Source organism: Amycolatopsis marina, assembly GCF_900111885.1.
In the GTDB taxonomy this organism is placed as follows: domain Bacteria; phylum Actinomycetota; class Actinomycetes; order Mycobacteriales; family Pseudonocardiaceae; genus Amycolatopsis; species Amycolatopsis marina.
Map to the genome: position 1 here is coordinate 79260 of NZ_FOKG01000023.1, position 15828 is coordinate 95087.

12 protein-coding genes and 1 pseudogene are annotated in these 15828 nt (G+C 70.5%); 4 read left to right on the forward strand and 9 right to left on the reverse strand.

Annotation, left to right across the window (positions count from 1 at the left end; translation table 11 throughout):
- Positions 1-24: 24 nt before the first annotated feature.
- From BM199_RS28070 to BM199_RS28095, 6 genes are all read right to left on the reverse strand, one after another.
- Positions 25-1473, reverse strand: coding sequence for an NCS2 family permease (locus tag BM199_RS28070; protein ID WP_425425605.1), 1449 nt, complete (start codon positions 1471-1473; stop codon positions 25-27).
- 119 nt (positions 1474-1592) lie between these two features.
- Positions 1593-2096 (reverse strand): nucleoside deaminase, encoded by a 504-nt coding sequence (locus BM199_RS28075; protein WP_091677763.1) that lies wholly within the window; start codon positions 2094-2096, stop codon positions 1593-1595.
- Between the two features lie 121 nt (positions 2097-2217).
- Positions 2218-4548 carry a xanthine dehydrogenase subunit D gene (pucD, locus tag BM199_RS28080; protein WP_091677766.1) on the reverse strand — a complete coding sequence of 777 codons (2331 nt, stop codon included), beginning with the start codon at positions 4546-4548 and terminating at the stop codon, positions 2218-2220.
- The gene (locus BM199_RS28085; RefSeq protein WP_091677768.1) at positions 4548-5903 is read right to left on the reverse strand and encodes an 8-oxoguanine deaminase; all 1356 of its coding nucleotides are present in this window, start codon (positions 5901-5903) and stop codon (positions 4548-4550) included. Before BM199_RS28085 ends, pucD begins: the two co-directional genes overlap by 1 nt.
- Positions 5900-6373: a (2Fe-2S)-binding protein gene (locus tag BM199_RS28090; protein ID WP_091677771.1), complete on the reverse strand. Its 474-nt coding sequence runs from the start codon at positions 6371-6373 to the stop codon at positions 5900-5902. Before BM199_RS28090 ends, BM199_RS28085 begins: the two co-directional genes overlap by 4 nt.
- Positions 6364-7245 (reverse strand): FAD binding domain-containing protein, encoded by an 882-nt coding sequence (locus BM199_RS28095; RefSeq protein ID WP_091677774.1) that lies wholly within the window; start codon positions 7243-7245, stop codon positions 6364-6366. The genes BM199_RS28090 and BM199_RS28095 overlap by 10 nt, the downstream gene beginning before the upstream one ends.
- 262 nt (positions 7246-7507) lie before the next feature.
- Between BM199_RS28095 and BM199_RS28100 the strand changes: the two genes are divergently transcribed.
- Positions 7508-9034, forward strand: coding sequence for a PucR family transcriptional regulator (locus tag BM199_RS28100; protein WP_091677777.1), 1527 nt, complete (start codon positions 7508-7510; stop codon positions 9032-9034).
- Here the strand turns inward: BM199_RS28100 and BM199_RS28105 are convergent.
- Together BM199_RS28105 and aceB are read right to left on the reverse strand one after the other, a co-directional pair.
- Positions 8998-10242, reverse strand: a complete 1245-nt coding sequence (locus BM199_RS28105) for a DUF6986 family protein (RefSeq protein WP_091677779.1) — start codon at positions 10240-10242, stop codon at positions 8998-9000. The genes BM199_RS28100 and BM199_RS28105 overlap by 37 nt on opposite strands.
- Positions 10243-11823 carry a malate synthase A gene (gene aceB / locus BM199_RS28110; protein ID WP_091677782.1) on the reverse strand — a complete coding sequence of 527 codons (1581 nt, stop codon included), beginning with the start codon at positions 11821-11823 and terminating at the stop codon, positions 10243-10245.
- 249 nt (positions 11824-12072) lie between these two features.
- Here aceB and BM199_RS28115 point away from each other — a divergent pair, with 249 nt between their 5' ends.
- Positions 12073-12855 (forward strand): IclR family transcriptional regulator, encoded by a 783-nt coding sequence (locus BM199_RS28115; RefSeq protein ID WP_091677784.1) that lies wholly within the window; start codon positions 12073-12075, stop codon positions 12853-12855.
- 16 nt (positions 12856-12871) lie between these two features.
- On the opposite strand, the gene ftsY is transcribed toward BM199_RS28115, so the two are convergent.
- On the reverse strand, positions 12872-14245 hold the full coding sequence (ftsY, locus tag BM199_RS28120; protein WP_091677787.1) for a signal recognition particle-docking protein FtsY: 1374 nt from the start codon (positions 14243-14245) through the stop codon (positions 12872-12874).
- A gap of 197 nt (positions 14246-14442) precedes the next feature.
- Between ftsY and BM199_RS28125 the strand changes: the two genes are divergently transcribed.
- A complete protein-coding gene (locus BM199_RS28125; protein WP_245788823.1) occupies positions 14443-15684 on the forward strand; it encodes an anhydro-N-acetylmuramic acid kinase in 1242 nt (413 codons plus the stop codon).
- Positions 15671-15828 (forward strand): annotated as a pseudogene (locus BM199_RS34745) (sodium:solute symporter); the annotation flags it as partial. The gene BM199_RS28125 and the pseudogene BM199_RS34745, both read left to right, overlap by 14 nt.

Sequence of the window (15828 nt, forward strand, 5' to 3'; positions counted from 1 at the left end):
AACTCCCTTCAGTGCCGGTCCGGGTCACCGCACCGCGGCGGTGATTCCCTCGACGGCGAAGTACAGGAAGAACACCAGTGCCAGCGAGCCGAGTATCCAGCCCACCTCGCCCAGCCTGCGCTTGCACAGCTTGATCAGGACGAAAGCCACCAGGCCCGCACCGATGCCGTTGGTGATCGAGTAGGTGAACGGGATGATCGCGATCGTCAGGAACACCGGGATCGCGAAGTCCATGTCCTGCCAGGGCACCTTGGCGCACTGCGCCATCATCATCCCGCCGATCACGACGAGCGCGGGCGCCGCGGCCTGCGCTGGCACCACGGCGGCGATCGGGGTGAGGAACAGCGTCGCGGTGAACAATCCGCCGGTGACCACACTCGCCAGTCCCGTGCGGGCGCCCTCGCCGACACCGGCTGCCGATTCGAGGAACACGGTGTTCGGCGACGATCCGGTGTACCCGCCGGCCAGTGCGCCGAAGCCGTCCACCATCAGGATCCGGCCCATACCCAGCACTCGTCCTTCGCGGACCAGCCCGGCCTCCTGGGAGACGCTCGTGATGGTGCCCATCGCGTCGAAGAAGCCGGACAGGACCAGCGTGAACAGGAACACGGTCGCGGTCACGGCCCTGGCCGAGGCGAACCCGCCGAACAGGTCCACCTGTCCCAGGAGCCCGAAGTCGGGGTTGGCCACCAGGTTCTCCGGCAGCGACGGTTCCACCAGTCCCCAGCCGCTCACCGCGAAGACCTCGTTCAGCACCACGGCGAGCACGGTGGACGCGGCGATGCTGATCAGCACCGCGCCGGCCACTCCCCGGCTGACCAGCACGACCATCAGCAGCAGGCCGATACAGAACACCGCGATCGGCCAGCCGATCAGGTGTCCTCCCTCGCCCATCCGGACCGGGACGGTCGAGTTCGCCGCGTCCGGGGTCCTGGTGACGAACCCCGCGCTGACCAGACCCACCAGTGCGATGTAGAGGCCGATGCCGACGGTGATGGCGGTCTTCAGCGGCATCGGGATGGCGTTGATGATCCGCTCCCTGATCCCGGAAACGGCCATCAGCACGATGCAGATGCCCTCCAGCACCACCAGGCCGAAAGCCTGCGCCCACGTCATCGCCGGCGCCAGCTGGAAGGCGACGATGCCGTTCACCCCGAGACCGGCTGCCAGCGCGAGCGGGGCGTTGCCGACGACACCCATCAGAATCGTGGTGACGCCCGCGGCCAGTGCCGTCGCGGTGGTGATCTCCTCGGTGGTGAGCCTGGCCCCGGTGATGTCCGCCGACGCCCCCAGGATGAGCGGGTTGAGCAGCACGATGTAGCACATGGCGACGAAGGTGGTGATTCCTCCGCGCACCTCACGCCCGAGGGTGCTGCCCCTGGTGGACACCTTGAAGTAGCGGTCGATCGCCGAACCTCGTCCCCGCCCTCGTTCGGGCGGTTGGTGCGGCCGTTGCGTACGCAGCTCGGTCACGGCAGTCCTCCACATCGTTGTGGCCGGGAATCTGGGCGTGCTCCATCACCAGCCCTGCCGCAGCGGGGCTGTCATCGCGGGTGAACTCGTGCGGTTGTGGGTTGTGGGTTGTGGCGCGGTCAGTACTCGACTCTGTCCGGCTTCTCCTGCCAGGCGGTGAACGGGGCGATATGCCCGGCGCGGTCTGCTGTGGACACCTGGCCGACCGGCACCGTCCACTCGGTCCTCGGACGGTCGAACAGGTCGTAGAACTCGCGGTCGTCGAACCCGGCCGCCGCTGCGTCGTCGCGGTCCGCGCCGTAGAGCACCCGGTCGACCCTCGCCCACAGTGCGGCCGAAAGGCAGAGGGGACACGGTTCGCAGGACGAGACGAGGACACACCCGGTCAACCGGAAGTCACCGATCGCGGCACAGGCCGCGCGGATGGCGACCACCTCCGCGTGTGCCGTGGGGTCCAGTGTGGACGTCACCTGGTTGGTGCCGGTGGCGATGACCCGGCCGCCGGACACCACGACGGCGCCGAACGGGCCGCCGCCTTCGGCCACGTTGGCCGTGGCGAGCCGGACCGCCTCGCCGAGCCACTCACGCTCGGCGGACTGGGTGGTGGGCAGGCTGACGCCCATGCGTGTGCTCCTTGCTCGTACTGGTGGTGGTGTGGCTGGTCTGGTGAGTAGAGCGGCGCGAAGCGCCTCAGATTGGGTGGTGGTGGGCGACGGGCAGGTGAGTAGAGCGGCGCGAAGCGCCTCAGTTTGGGTGGTGGTGGGCGACGGGCGGGCGGGGAACGTCGTGGCCCGTGATGTGTTCGGGGCGCACCGGAACCCGGCGCAGTGCCCTGCCGGTCGCCGCCCTGATCGCGGCGACGATGGCGGGGGTGGACGAGATCGTGGGTGGCTCGCCGACACCGCGCAGACCGTACGGGGCGTGTGGGTCCGCCCGCTCCAGCACGTCGATGTCCATCGGTGGCATGTCGAGCACGGTCGGGATCAGGTAGTCGGTGAAGGAGGGGTTGCGGATTACCCCGTCCCTGGTCTGGATCTCCTCCATGACGGCGAGGCCGAGTCCCTGCGCGGAACCACCCTGGATCTGACCGAGCACCGCCTGCGGATTCATCGCTTTGCCGACATCCTGGGCGCAGTCCAGCGCGACCACCTTCACCAGTCCCAGCTCCGTGTCCACGTCCACCACCGCTCGGTGCGCGGCGAAGCCGTACTGCACATGCGCGTTGCCCTGCCCGGTCTCCGGGTCGAGTTCCTGGGTGGGCCGGTGCCGCCACTCGACCGTCTCGTCGAGTACATCCGAGCCGAGCACCTCGGCCAGTTCGGCGACGACCGCGCCCTGCCCGTTGACGAGTTTTCCTCCGGTGACTTCGAACTCGCCGCCACCGAACTCGTCCCGCGCGCGGGTGAACAGACCGGTGCGCACCGCGAGGCAGGCGGCCCGCACCGCTCCTCCCGTGACGTACGTCTGTCTCGAGGCCGAGGTGGAGCCCGCGTTCCCGATCGTGGTGTCCATCGGCTGGATCGTCACCTGCTCCACGCCGAGCTCGGTGCGCACGATCTGCTGCAGCACCGTCACCAGCCCCTGTCCGACCTCACAGGCCGCGGTGTGGACGGTGGCGGCAGGCTCCCCGCCGACCACCTCAAGCCGGACCCGTGCCGTGGAGTAGTCGTCGAAGTTCTCCGAGAAGCAGATGTTCTTGATCCCGACCGCGTAGCCGACGCCGCGCACGACACCCTCGCCGTGGGTGGTGTTGGAAACCCCGCCCGGCATCCGGCGCAGGTCCACCGTTTCCGCCGCACTCGCGGGCAGCGGCTTGCGCCGCACCCGCTGCAACAGCTCCGCGACGGGCGCGGCCGAGTCGACCACCTGCCCGGTGGGCATCACGGTGCCCTCGCCCATGGCGTTGCGCACCCGCACCTCCACCGGGTCGAGCCCACAGGCCTCCGCGAGCTTGTCCATCTGGGACTCGTACGCGAAGGCGGCCTGCACCGCGCCGAACCCGCGCATCGCGCCGCACGGCGGGTTGTTCGTGTACACGCCCCAGCAGTCGACCGTGACGTTCGGTACTTCGTAGGGCCCCACGCCGAGGGTCGCCGCGTTGGCGACAACGGCGCCGGTCGAGGACGCGTAGGCACCGCCGTCGAGGAAGATCCGCGCCCTGACGTAGCGCAGCCGCCCGTCGGCGTCCGCACCGTGCTCGTAGTGCAGCGTCGCCGGGTGCCGGTGCACGTGACCGTAGAAGGACTCCTCGCGGTTGTAGACCATCTTCACCGGTTTCCCGGTGTGCAGGGCCAGCAGGCACGCGTGCACCTGGATGGAGAGATCCTCCCTGCCGCCGAACGCGCCACCGACCCCGCCGAGGGTGAGCCGGACCTTCTCCACCGGCAGCCCGAGCGCGGCGACGATCTGCTGCTGGTCCACGTGCAGCCACTGCGTCGCGACGTACAGGTCGACGCCGCCGTCCTCGGCGGGCACGGCCATTCCCGACTCCGGTCCGAGGAAGGCCTGGTCCTGCATGCCCACCTCGTAGGACCCGGTCACGACGACGTCTGCCTCGACGTTCTGCTCTCCCCTGCGGATCGGCACGTGGCGCACGACGTTGCCGCCGGGATGCAGGGCTGGGCCCTCCTCGTCGGCGACCGCCCGCTCGGCGTCGGTCACCGGCTCGAGCACCTCGTAGGACACCTCTATGCGTTTCATCGCCCTGCGCGCGGTCTCCGGGTGATCGGCGGCCACGATCGCGACCGGCTCCCCCTGGTACCGCACGACGTCGACGGCGAGCACCGGCTGGTCGGGATGTTCCAGTCCGTACCGGTTGACGCCGGGGACATCCTCGTGCGTGAGCACGGCGTACACGCCGGGCACGGCCAGCGCGGCGCTGATGTCGATTCCCCCGATGCGGGCGTAGGGATGCGGGCTGCGCAACGTAGCGCCCCACAGCATGTCCTCGTGCCAGAGGTCGGAGGAGTAGGCGAACTCGCCGCGAACCTTGATGACGCCGTCCGGCCGTTGCGGACTGGCGCCGATACCGCTCGCGGTGCTCGTCGCGGTGCCTGTCTGTGCGGGTGCGTTCATCAAAGCTCCCTCGACGAAACCAGCCGCGCGCTCGCGGCATGCAGCTGGTTGCTGATCACTGACTCGTCCGCCGTGCGCAGCTCTCCTTCGGTGACGACGGTTTCGCCACCGACGAGCAGCAGTGCCAGTGGCGGGAGCGCGCCGAGTACGAGTGCGGCCACCGGGTCGGCGATCCCGCTGTGCGCGAGTCCGTCGAGCCGCCACACCGCGAGGTCGGCGAGTTTGCCCGGCTCCAGTGAGCCGAGTTCGGCTGCCCGGCCGAGACACCGCGCGCCGCCGATGGTGCCCAGCCGCAGCGCCTCCCGGACGGAGAGCGCCGTCGGGCCGCCCCGCTGCCGGGCCTGCAGCAGCGCCTGGTGCAGTTCCTCGCCGAGCCCGCCGGACTCGTTCGAGGCCGCGCCGTCCACGCCGAGACCCACTGGCGCCCCGGCGTCGAGCAGTTCGCGGACCGGCGCGATTCCGGTGCCCAGCCTGCCGTTGGAGGTGGGGCAGTGCGCCGAGCCGGTGCCGGTGGTGCCAAGCCGCAGGACGGCCTCCGGTGCCAGGTGCACGGTGTGTGCGAGCCAGACGTCCGGGCCCAGCCAGCCGAGTTTGTCGGCGTACTCGGCAGGCGAGCAGCCGTTCTCCGCCCGGCACTGCCGATCCTCGTCGAGCGTCTCGGCGAGGTGGGTGTGCAGGCGGACGCCCCTGCCGCGGGCCAGCTCGGCCGCGCCGGTCATCAACCGCTCGCTGACCGAGAACGGCGAACACGGGCCGACCGCGATCCGGATCCTGGCCTCGGGCCTCGGGTCATGCCAGGCGTCGATCGCCTGCTCGGTGCCGAGCAGCGCGGCCTCGGTCTCCTCGACCAGGTTGTCCGGCGGGAGCCCGCCGGCTGACTCGCCCCGGTCCATCGATCCGCGTACCAGGTGGGCGCGCACGCCGATCCGGTGCGTCGCCGACACCAGCGCGTCGAGCTGGTCCCCGCCCGCTGCGGGAAAGACGTAATGGTGGTCGGCCACGGTGGTGCAACCGGTCAGCGCGAGCCGGGCAAGGCCCGCGGACGCCGCGGCGTGGGTGATCTCGGCGTCCAGGCCGCCCCACACCGGGTACAGCTCGACCAGCCACTCGAACAGGGTGGAGTCGGCCGCGAGTCCCCTGGTCGCCCACTGGTAGAGATGGTGGTGGGTGTTCACCAGTCCCGGGGTGACCAGACAGCCGCCCGCGTCGATGCGGCGGTCGGCGACGCCGGGGGCCTGCCCTGGACCGACCGAGACGATCCGGTCGTCCTCGACGAGCACGTGGCCCGACGGGTACTCCGTGTTCTGGTCGTCCACGGTGCATACGGCGGCGTTCTCGATCGCGATGCGGGTCACGACTTTCCCGCCTTCTCCGCTGCCGCCTGGCGGACCGCGTCCAGGATCTTCTCGTATCCGGTGCAGCGGCAGAGGTTGCCTGCCAGTGCCTCGCGGATCTCCTCGTCGGCGGGCTCGGGTACCCGGTTCAGCAGATCGTGTGCGGCCACCACCAGTCCGGGCGTGCAGAAACCGCACTGCACCGCACCGGCATCCACAAAGGACTGCTGAACCGGGTCGAGCCGGTCTCCCTCGGCCAGCCCCTCCACCGTGCGAACCTCCCGCCCCTGCACCTGTCCGGCGGCGACCAGGCAGGAGCAGACCGGCACCTCGTCCAGGTACACCGTGCACGAGCCGCACTCGCCCTGTTCGCACGCGTTCTTCGAGCCGGGCAGGCCGAGCCGCTCGCGCAGGACGTACAGCAGGCTCTCGCCCTCCCAGACGTCGTCGGCCTGCCGGGTTTCACCGTTGACCGTCACGTTCACGCGCATGCCCTGCCTCCAATTTGGAACTCCGACCAGGCCCAGCCCAGCGTGCGCCTGGCGAGAACGCTCAATGCGTGCTTGCGGTAGTTCGCGCTGCCGCGCACGTCGTCGATCGGGTCGGCGGCGGCGGCCACGAGTTCCCCGAAGCGCCTGCGCACCGAGTCCCGGATGCCCGCGCGCGACTCCCACAGCCCGGCGGCACCGAGTTCGCCGGTGAGGAACTCCTCGGCCTCGGCGGCCCGGCGCGGAGTCGGCGCCGCCGAGCCGACGGCCGCCGCCACCCTGGACTCCCCGGGGTGCAGGGCGACCGCGAACGAGCACACCGCGATCACCATGGCGTTGCGGGTACCCACCTTCGCGAACTGCTGTGGGCCAGGAGTGGCGGGCAGGTGCACCGCGGTGATCAGCTCGTCCGGCTCCAGTGCGTGCCGCTTGACCCCGAGGTAGAACTGCTCTGCGGGGATCAGCCTGCTCCCCCGCACCGACGCGGCCTCCACCCTGGCACCCGCGACCAGCAGCACCGGGTGGGTGTCACCGGCGGGCGAGGCCGCGCCGAGATTTCCCCCGACCGTGCCCCTGTTGCGGATCTGCGGAGAACCGACCGTCCTCGACGCCATCGCCAGCGCGGGCAGTGTCGCGCCGAGCTCGTCGATCACCCGTGTGTAGGGCACCCCGGCACCGAGCCGGATGTCGCCGTCGGTCCGCGCCCACTCGGCCAGCTCGCCGATCCCGGTGAGATCGAGCAGCGTGTCCGGACGGCGGTGGTCGAAGTTGAGCTCCACCATCACGTCCGTGCCACCCGCGATGGGCACCGCGTCCGGCCGTTCGGCCTTGACGGCGAGCGCCTCGTCGAGGGTGGCTGGCCGGAGAAACTCCACCGTGACTCCCCTTCGTTGGGTCCGCACTTTCCCGGGAAAGTGCGGGACCGGAAACTTCCGTCCCAGGTCACAGCCTTGCCCCATCGCACTTTCCCGGGAAAGTGCCGTTCTTGTGGGTGACATCTTCCCGAGAAAGTGCCGGTTGGGCTGTGTGTGACCTGCTGCACAAGTAGACACAGTCGGACCGGCAGGCGGCAACGGCGCGGCAGTATGAAACCGCGGCTGGTCAAGGCCCTTCCGGTTGTGCTTTTCTACAAACCTGATGACGCCGGTGCGAACGCTGCTCGAGATCCCCGACCTCCGGCTGCGGCTGCGCAGCGGGGCCGCCCTGCTGGACCGGGAGGTCAGCCGGATCTACGGGACCGAGCTCCCGGACCCGAGCCGATACCTCTCGGCAGGCGAACTCGTGCTCACCGGCCTGCTCTGGTGGCGCGCCGATGACGACGCCGAGCCGTTCGTCACCGCACTGGCGGACGCGGGCGCCGCCGCGCTCGCAGCGTCCGGCGCGGACACCGGCGGGATCCCCGCCGAACTCGTGCGGGCCTGCGAGCGGCACCGCATTCCCCTGCTCGAGGTGCCGCCCGACCTGTCCTTCGCGGTCATCACCGAGCGGGTGGTGCTCGCGCTGGCCGGCGACCGGGAGGACAGTCCCGGTGCGCGCAAACGGTTGCTTTCGGCGGCGACCGAGCACGCGTCGCTGCCCGAACTGCTGCGGCACGGCGCGGCCGAGCTGGACGCCCCGTGCTGGGTGCTCGCGGCCACCGGCCGGATCGTGGCCGCGAGCACCCAGTCCGAACCGCTCGACGCGGCGGCCGCCGCACGCGCCTTTCTCGACGCGGGCTGCCGCACCGTGGTGCGGGACGGGCTCACGCTGCTGCCACTCGGCGACCGCTCGCCCCTGCCCTGGCTGCTGGTCGTGGGTGGCGACCGGGCCGACCGGCCGACCGCGCGGGCCGCCGTCGCGGAGGAACTGGCGAGCCTGGTGGCCCTGGACCGCTCCCGGAGCGAGCAGGTCCGCGGGGTCACCGACCGGCTGGCCGCTCCGTTGCTCCGGCTGGTCGGCGGGGCGGCGCTGAGCGAGGGCGAACTCGCCGGCGGACTCGGTGCCACGGGACTCACCACGGACACGGCGCTGCGGGTCCTCCTGCTCAGCGCGCCGGAGCCGACGCCCGGACTGGGCGTGCACCTGCTGGTCGAGCTGCTCGCCGAGCACCCGGGTCGGTCCTTCGTCGGCGAGCTCCCCCAGGACGGCGAGCACGCGTGCGCACTGGTTGAGACGAACGAGTGGCCTGCGGACTGGGCGGACACGGCGACGGCGGCACTGTCGGCGGTGGAACCGCTGCTGCGCGGCGGCCGGGTACGGGCCGGCATCGGCGGTCCGGTCACGATCGCCGGGCTGCGCGGGGCGAGCGAGGAGGCCCGGCACGCGCTGGCCCTGGCCGCGCGCGGCACCGACCGGATCGGCGTCGTGTCGGGCGAGCAGATCGGCACACACCAACTGCTGCTCGCCGGGGTCGCCGACGAGTTCAGGCACTCCGTTCGCCGGCGAACACTCGGCCCGCTGCTCGCCTATGACGAGGCCCAGCAGGGCGATCTCGTCCGCACCGTGCGGGTCTTTCTGGAGTGCTCGGGTTCACCGGGCGCGGCGGCGAAAGCGCTGCACGTACACGTGAACACCCTGCGCTACCGCATCGCGCGGGCGAGCGAGTTGCTCGGCAAGGACCTCACGGACTTTCCCACGCAGGTGGACGTCTACCTTGCGTTGTGTGTTGAGGACCGACTGGCGTAGGCATCGAGGTCGGTTCGGTCCAGGGTGGTGGCCGCGGTGACCTCGGCGGGGTCGAAGGCACCACAGTCCAGGCCGCGCACGAGGAAACGGGCCAGCGCCTGCGCCGTCGCCGGCTCGTCGAGGACACCACCACCGGCCTGCTCCGCGTAGTCCCGCAACCGCTGCGCCGCAGCGGGAAAGCCGTCGCGGAAGAACCCGTAGGTGGCCGCGAACCGGCTCGGCAGCTGATGTGGATGCAGGTCCCAGCCCTGGTAGAAGCCGTTGCCGAGGCTGCGCCGCACCAGACGGGTGTGCTCGTCCCACGCGGCGTGGACGGCACCGGCGTCGCCGACAGGCAGCCGGTTGGTGGAGCCATCGGACAACCGGACGCCCGTTCCCGCGGCGGCGACCTGCATGAACGCCTTGGCGAAATCCGCGGCCGGATGGTCCATGCTCTGGTGCGCCGCGCTGATGCCCAGCGCCGCACTGTAGTCGTAGGTGCCGTAGTGCAGGCCGGTGCAGCGCCCCTGCGCCGCGCGGAGCACCGCGGCGACGGCGACGGCACCGTCCGGGGTGAGGATCGACTGCGGTGTCTCGATCTGCACCTCGAACCGCAGCGCCCCGGACCGCAGTGCATGCGCCTGTTCGAGCGCTGCCAGCACCTCCGCGGCGACGGCGACCTGTTCCACCGCGGTCACCTTGGGCAGCGTCACCACGAAGCCCTCGGGCAGGCCGGAGTCCCGCAGCAGTCCCTCGAGGAAGAGGTCCAGGGTGCGGATGCCGCGATGCCGGGTGGCCGCCTCGAAGCTCTTGAACCGGATTCCGGTGAACGGCGGCGCCGACCCGCCAGCGACCAGCTCGGCGAGGACGCGTCCCGCGTCCCGGGCCGCGGAGTCCTCCTCCTCGTCGGGCCGATAGCCGTAGCCGTCCTCGAAGTCGATCCGCAGATCCTCGACAGGCTCGGCGCGCAACTTCTCCCGCACCCGCTCGGCCACGGCCGCGTCCATGGCCAGCCCGTTGCCGTGCTGCGCCAGCACCTCGCGGGCTTGCGCGCCCCACTTCTCGACCACGTCGACCGAGAAGTGGTGCGCGGGCACATAGACGGTGTGCACTGGCTGGCGCCCGGCTGGCTCGCCGGGATACAGCGCGGCCACCTGGGCGTCCGCCTCCGCGAGGCGGGCGTCGGCCCCCGCGTAGACGCTGTGCGGGAGCCGGCCTGCCGGTGCCACCTACTGGATCCGCTCGTAGGCGGCCAGCGTCAGGAAGTCCACGTACTCCTCCGCCAGGGCGACCTGCTCGAACAGCTCGACGGCAGGCTCCAGCAGCTCGGCCGGAACCTCCCCGGCGAGTTCCTTGTGCACGTCGTCGAGCACCGAGCGGACCAGCGGCTCGGTGACCTTCTCACCGTTGTCGAGTTCGGTGCCGTTGCGCACCCACTGCCAGATCTGCGAGCGGGAGATCTCCGCGGTGGCGGCGTCCTCCATCAGGTTGTGGATACCGGCCGCACCGTTGCCGCCCAGCCAGGACGCGAGGTAGCGAATGCCGACATCGACGGCCGCGCGCAGGCCGGCCGCGGTCGCGCTGCCCTCGGTCGAGGCCACGTCGAGCAGCTGCTCGGCGGTCACGTGCACGTCCTCGCGGGTCCGGTCGAGCTGGTTCGGCTTGTCGCCGAGCACCTTGTCGAACTCCTCGCGGCAGATGTCGACCATGCCGGGGTGCGCCACCCAGGAACCGTCGAACCCGTCACCCGCCTCACGGCTCTTGTCGTCGCGCACCTTGGCGAGCGCCTTCTCGGTGACCTCGGGGTCGCGCCGGTTCGGGATGAACGCCGCCATCCCGCCGATCGCGAATGCGCCGCGCTTGTGACAGGTCCGCACCAGCAGCTCGGTGTAGGCGCGCATGAACGGCGCGGTCATGGTCACGCTGTTGCGATCCGGCAAGACGAACTTCTCGCCAGCGTCACGGAAGTACTTGATCACGCTGAACAGGTAGTCCCAGCGACCGGCGTTCAGCCCGGAGGCGTGCTCGCGCAGCTCGTAGAGGATCTCCTCCATCTCGAAGGCCGCGGGGATCGTCTCGATCAGCACGGTGGCCCTGATCGTGCCGTGGTCGATACCCAGCTCGGCCTCGGCGTGGCTGAACACGTCGTTCCACAGCCGTGCCTCGAGGTGGCTCTCCATCTTCGGCAGATAGAAGTACGGACCGGCGTCGTTCGCCAACAGGGCGCGGACGTTGTGGAAGAAGTAGAGGCCGAAGTCGACCAGCGCACCGACGGCCTCGCGGTCACCGAAGGTCAGGTTCCGCTCGTCGAGGTGCCAGCCACGGGGGCGCACCACGATCGTGGCGTGCTCGACGTCGTCGCGCAGCTGGTAGCTCTTGCCCTCCGGCGTGGTGAGCCCGACCGTCTTGCGCACCGCGTCGTAGAGGTTCACCTGGCCGGACACCACGTTGGCCCAGTGCGGGGTGTTGGCGTCCTCGAGGTCGGCGAGCCAGACCTTGGCGCCGGAGTTGAGCGCGTTGATCGTCATCTTGCGGTCCGTCGGGCCGGTGATCTCCACGCGCCGGTCACGCAGTGCGGGCGGAGCTTCGGCGACCTTCCAGTCGGACTCGCGGACCTCGCGCGTCTCGGGCAGGAAGTCCAGCTTCCCGGTGCGCGCGGCCTCCTCACGCTTGCTGGTGCGCGCCTGGAGGAGTTCGTCGCGGCGGGCGGCGAACCGTTCGTGCAGATCGGCAAGGAACTGCAGCGCCTCCGGCGTCAGGATCTCGTCGCCGCGCTCCACCGAGCCGCCCAGCACCTGCACTTCGGACATGCGAACACCCCACTGTGACTTCTCAAAAGACGTCCATACGTTTTTACATCTCGGACTATAGTTTCTGCATAGCGGAAGCTCAACGGCGGTGTGATATCAACAGCTGATTCTTATTTGATTGTCGGGTTACTCACCGCCAACGTGCGGTCAGACACGGACCTCACCCGCAGTCGGCAGCCACGACCACCCTCCGGGCGGCCCCGTCTACCGACTTGTGAGTAACCCTCACGGTGATGAAGGGAGCAGGCTGTGGCGCCGCAGAAGCCCACACGTGACGGTAGTACCGGCGTTCAGTCCCTGCAGCGGGCGTTTGAGCTGCTCGAGCACCTCGCCGACACCGGCGGCGAGGCGAGTCTTTCCGAGCTCGCGTCGACATCGGGGCTGCCGATGCCCACCATCCACCGATTGATCCGCACACTGGTGGCCCTGGGCTATGTGCGGCAGAACACCAACCGGCGCTACGCGCTGGGCGCACGGCTGATCCGGCTCGGGGAGAACGCGAGCCTGCAGTTCGGCAGCTGGGCGCGCCCGTTGCTGACCGAGCTCGTCGACGAGGTCGGCGAGACCGCGAACCTGGCCGTGTTGGAGCGCGACGAGGTGGTGTACGTCGCACAGGTGCCTTCACGGCACTCGATGCGGATGTTCACCGAGGTCGGCCGCAGGCTGCTGCCGCACGGCACCGGGGTCGGCAAGGCGATCCTGTCCGTGCTGCCGCCGGAGCAGACTCGGGCGCTGCTCGCCCGCACCGGCATGCCCGCTTACACCGAGCACACCTTCACCGAGCCGGACACGCTGCTGCGCCATCTCGCCACCGTGGCGAAGCAGGGGTACGCGCTGGACGAGAGCGAGCAGGAGCTGGGCGTGCGCTGCGTCGCCGTGCCGATCGAGGGCGCACCGACGCCGGCCGCCGTATCGGTGTCCGGCCCGGAGGGCAGGCTCACCAAGGAGGCGGTGAGCCGGATCGCCCCCGTGGTGCAGCGCATCGCCAGAAACCTCTCGGCCCAGCTGGGCACGGACGCCGCCACCGCATAGCGACGTTCGGCTCCACTCAGCCGAGCAGGGCGTCCACGAACGCGGCGGGCTCGAACGGCGCGAGGTCGTCGGGCCCCTCGCCGAGGCCGACCAGCTTCACCGGGACACCGAGTTCACGCTGCACCTGGAACACGATGCCGCCCTTGGCTGTGCCGTCGAGCTTGGTCAGCACGATGCCGGTCACGTTCACGACCTCGGCGAACACGCGCGCCTGCGCGAGCCCGTTCTGGCCGGTGGTGGCGTCGAGCACCAGCAGCACCTCGTCCACCTCGGCCTGCTTCTCCACCACCCGCTTGACCTTGCCGAGCTCGTCCATCAGGCCGGTCTTCGTGTGCAGACGTCCCGCGGTGTCGATCAGCACCGCGTCCACACCGGTGTCGATACCGCGTTTGACGGCGTCGTAGGCGACGGCCGCGGGGTCGGCGCCTTCCTTGCCGCGGACGACCTCGGCTCCGACGCGCTCGGACCACGTCTGCAGCTGCTCCGCGGCGGCGGCACGGAACGTGTCGGCCGCGCCGAGCAGCACCTGCCTGCCCTGGACCACGAGCACGCGGGCCAGCTTGCCGGTCGTGGTGGTCTTGCCGGTGCCGTTCACACCGGCGACCAGGACGACCGCGGGGCGCTTTCCATCGGGGCCGCCGGTGTGCGGCAGGGCCCGGACCGAGCGGTCGTCGTCACGGCCGAGCGCGTCGGTGAGGACGTCCTTGAGCACGGCGCGCGCCTGCTCGGGTGTGCGCACACCACGGCTGGACAGCTCGGCGCGCAGCTTCTCGACGATCTCGGTGGTGGTCGCGGAGCCGAGGTCGGCGATCAGCAGCGTGTCCTCGACGTCCTGCCAGGAGTCCTCGTCGAGGTCACCGGCGCCGAGCAGGCCGAGCAGGCCCTGCCCGAGGGAGGAGCGCGACTTGGAGAGCCGCCCGCGCAGCCGCTCGATCCGCCCGCTCGCGGGCTCGATCTCCTCGGCCGGCACCGCGGGCTCTGTGGGCTGGGCGGGCTGCTCCGGCTCGGCGAGCGCGGGCTGCTGCTCGACCTCGTCCGGCAGGCCCACGTCGACGATGCCCCGCCGGGGCGCGTCCCTCGGCACGGACGCGTCGTCGCCGACCCCGGGCTGACCGTCGACCTCGGTCCGTTCGCCCGCGGGATGCGGTGGCGTGGTGTCTTCCTCGGGGGGCCCGGAGTCCTCCTCGGCGGCACGGTCGGTCCCCCCTGGCGCGAGGCTGATTCCGCCACCCGCCTGGTATCCGCCGCCCTTCGGCTTCTCGCGCTCGGCACGGTCCGGTTCATCGAGGCTGATCTTGCGCTTGCGGGCGATCGTCAGCCCGGCGACAAGCGCGATCGCGAGCAGCACGACGGCCGCGACAATGATCCAAAACCACAGGTTGCTCGACACGCGGCCATCCTCGCATCCGACCGGCGGCGTGGCAGGGCGCCCCCAATGTGGCATTGGGGAACTCCAACGTCCCCAATGCCACATTGGGGAACTTCCCCGCCACGGCAAGTGAACACATAACTCCCTGAAACTCTTTTCGGACAAAAATCAACGAAACATCTTGTGCTACGGCGGGGAGGTGGACTAGACCACACCTCGTGACGAACCCCGATGAAGGCCTGCGGGTGGCCGGGCTCATCTCCGGCACCTCCATCGACGGCATCGACGTGGCAGTGGCCGAGTTCCGCGACGAGGGTGCGGAACTGATTCTCGTCCCACTCGGCTACCTCGAACTCGACTATCCCGACCGCCTGCGCGACGACCTGCTCGCCGCGCTTCCGCCCTCGGCGACCAGTGCCGAGCAGCTCACCCGGCTCGACACCGAGGTCGGGCAGGCGTTCGCCGCCGCGGCCAAGACGGGCATCGACGAACTCGCGGGCGGACACGTGGATCTGGTCGCCTCACTGGGTCAGACGGTGTTCCACTGGGTCGAGGACGGTTCGGCCAAGGGCACACTGCAACTCGGCCAGCCGGCATGGATCGCCGAGCGAACCGGCCTGCCGGTGGTCGCGGATCTCCGGGTCCGCGACGTCGCGGCAGGCGGCCACGGCGCACCACTGGCCAGCACTCTGGACTCGCTCTGGCTGCGTCCACTCGTGGACGAAACCGGGCGCGCGGGTGCGGCCGTGAACATCGGCGGCATCGCGAACATCACCGTGGTCACCGCGGAGGGCGAGACACTGGCCTACGACACCGGCCCCGGAAACGCCCTGCTCGACCTCGCCGCGGCCAAGGTCAGCGACGGCGAACAGCGCAGCGACGTCGACGGCGCGCTCGCCGCGCGGGGACAGGTGCGCACCGACCTGCTGGACCGGCTACTGGCCGATCCGTACTACCTCGCGCCACCGCCCAAGTCCACCGGCAAGGAGCACTTCCACCAGGGCTACCTGGACGAGGCCAGCGCCGGACTGCCGGAGATCGCCGGGCCCGATCTGCTCGCGACACTCACCGAACTGACCGCGACCACGGTCGCCTCGGCCTGCCTGGAACACAAGGTGGACACCGTTGTTCTCTCCGGTGGCGGTGTCGCCAACCCGACGCTCATGGCCGCGTTGCGCGCCGCGCTCAACGGGAGCACGGTGACCACAAGCGGCGAGATCGGCCTCTCCAGCGCGGGCAAGGAGGCCTACCTGACGGCCCTGCTGGGATGGCTGACCTGGCAGGGACTTCCGGCGAACGTGCCTGGCGCCACCGGCGCCCGCGGCACGCGGCTGCTGGGCAGCATCACCCCAGGCGCGGGTGCCCTGCGCCTTCCCCAGCCACGACAGACGGCAATCAGCCGCTTGCGGGTAGCGGCCGATCCCACGGACACGGTAGGAGATAGCCATGCGCGCCCTTGACCTCGCGATCATCGTGGTGTTCCTGGTGGGAACACCACTACTCGGCATAGCCATCGCCGGGAAACAGAAGTCCTCCTCCGACTACTTCGTGGGCAGCAGGAAGGTCCCTTGGTGGGCGGTCACGTTCTCGGTGGTCGCCACCGA

Coding starts and splice junctions, on each gene's coding strand:
- BM199_RS28075 (WP_091677763.1), bottom strand. CDS start 2,096: ATGGGCGTCAGCCTGCCCACCACCCAGTCCGCCGAGCGTGAGTGGCTC.
- pucD (WP_091677766.1), bottom strand. CDS start 4,548: ATGAACGCACCCGCACAGACAGGCACCGCGACGAGCACCGCGAGCGGT.
- BM199_RS28090 (WP_091677771.1), bottom strand. CDS start 6,373: ATGCGCGTGAACGTGACGGTCAACGGTGAAACCCGGCAGGCCGACGAC.
- BM199_RS28100 (WP_091677777.1), top strand. CDS start 7,508: ATGACGCCGGTGCGAACGCTGCTCGAGATCCCCGACCTCCGGCTGCGG.
- aceB (WP_091677782.1), bottom strand. CDS start 11,823: ATGTCCGAAGTGCAGGTGCTGGGCGGCTCGGTGGAGCGCGGCGACGAG.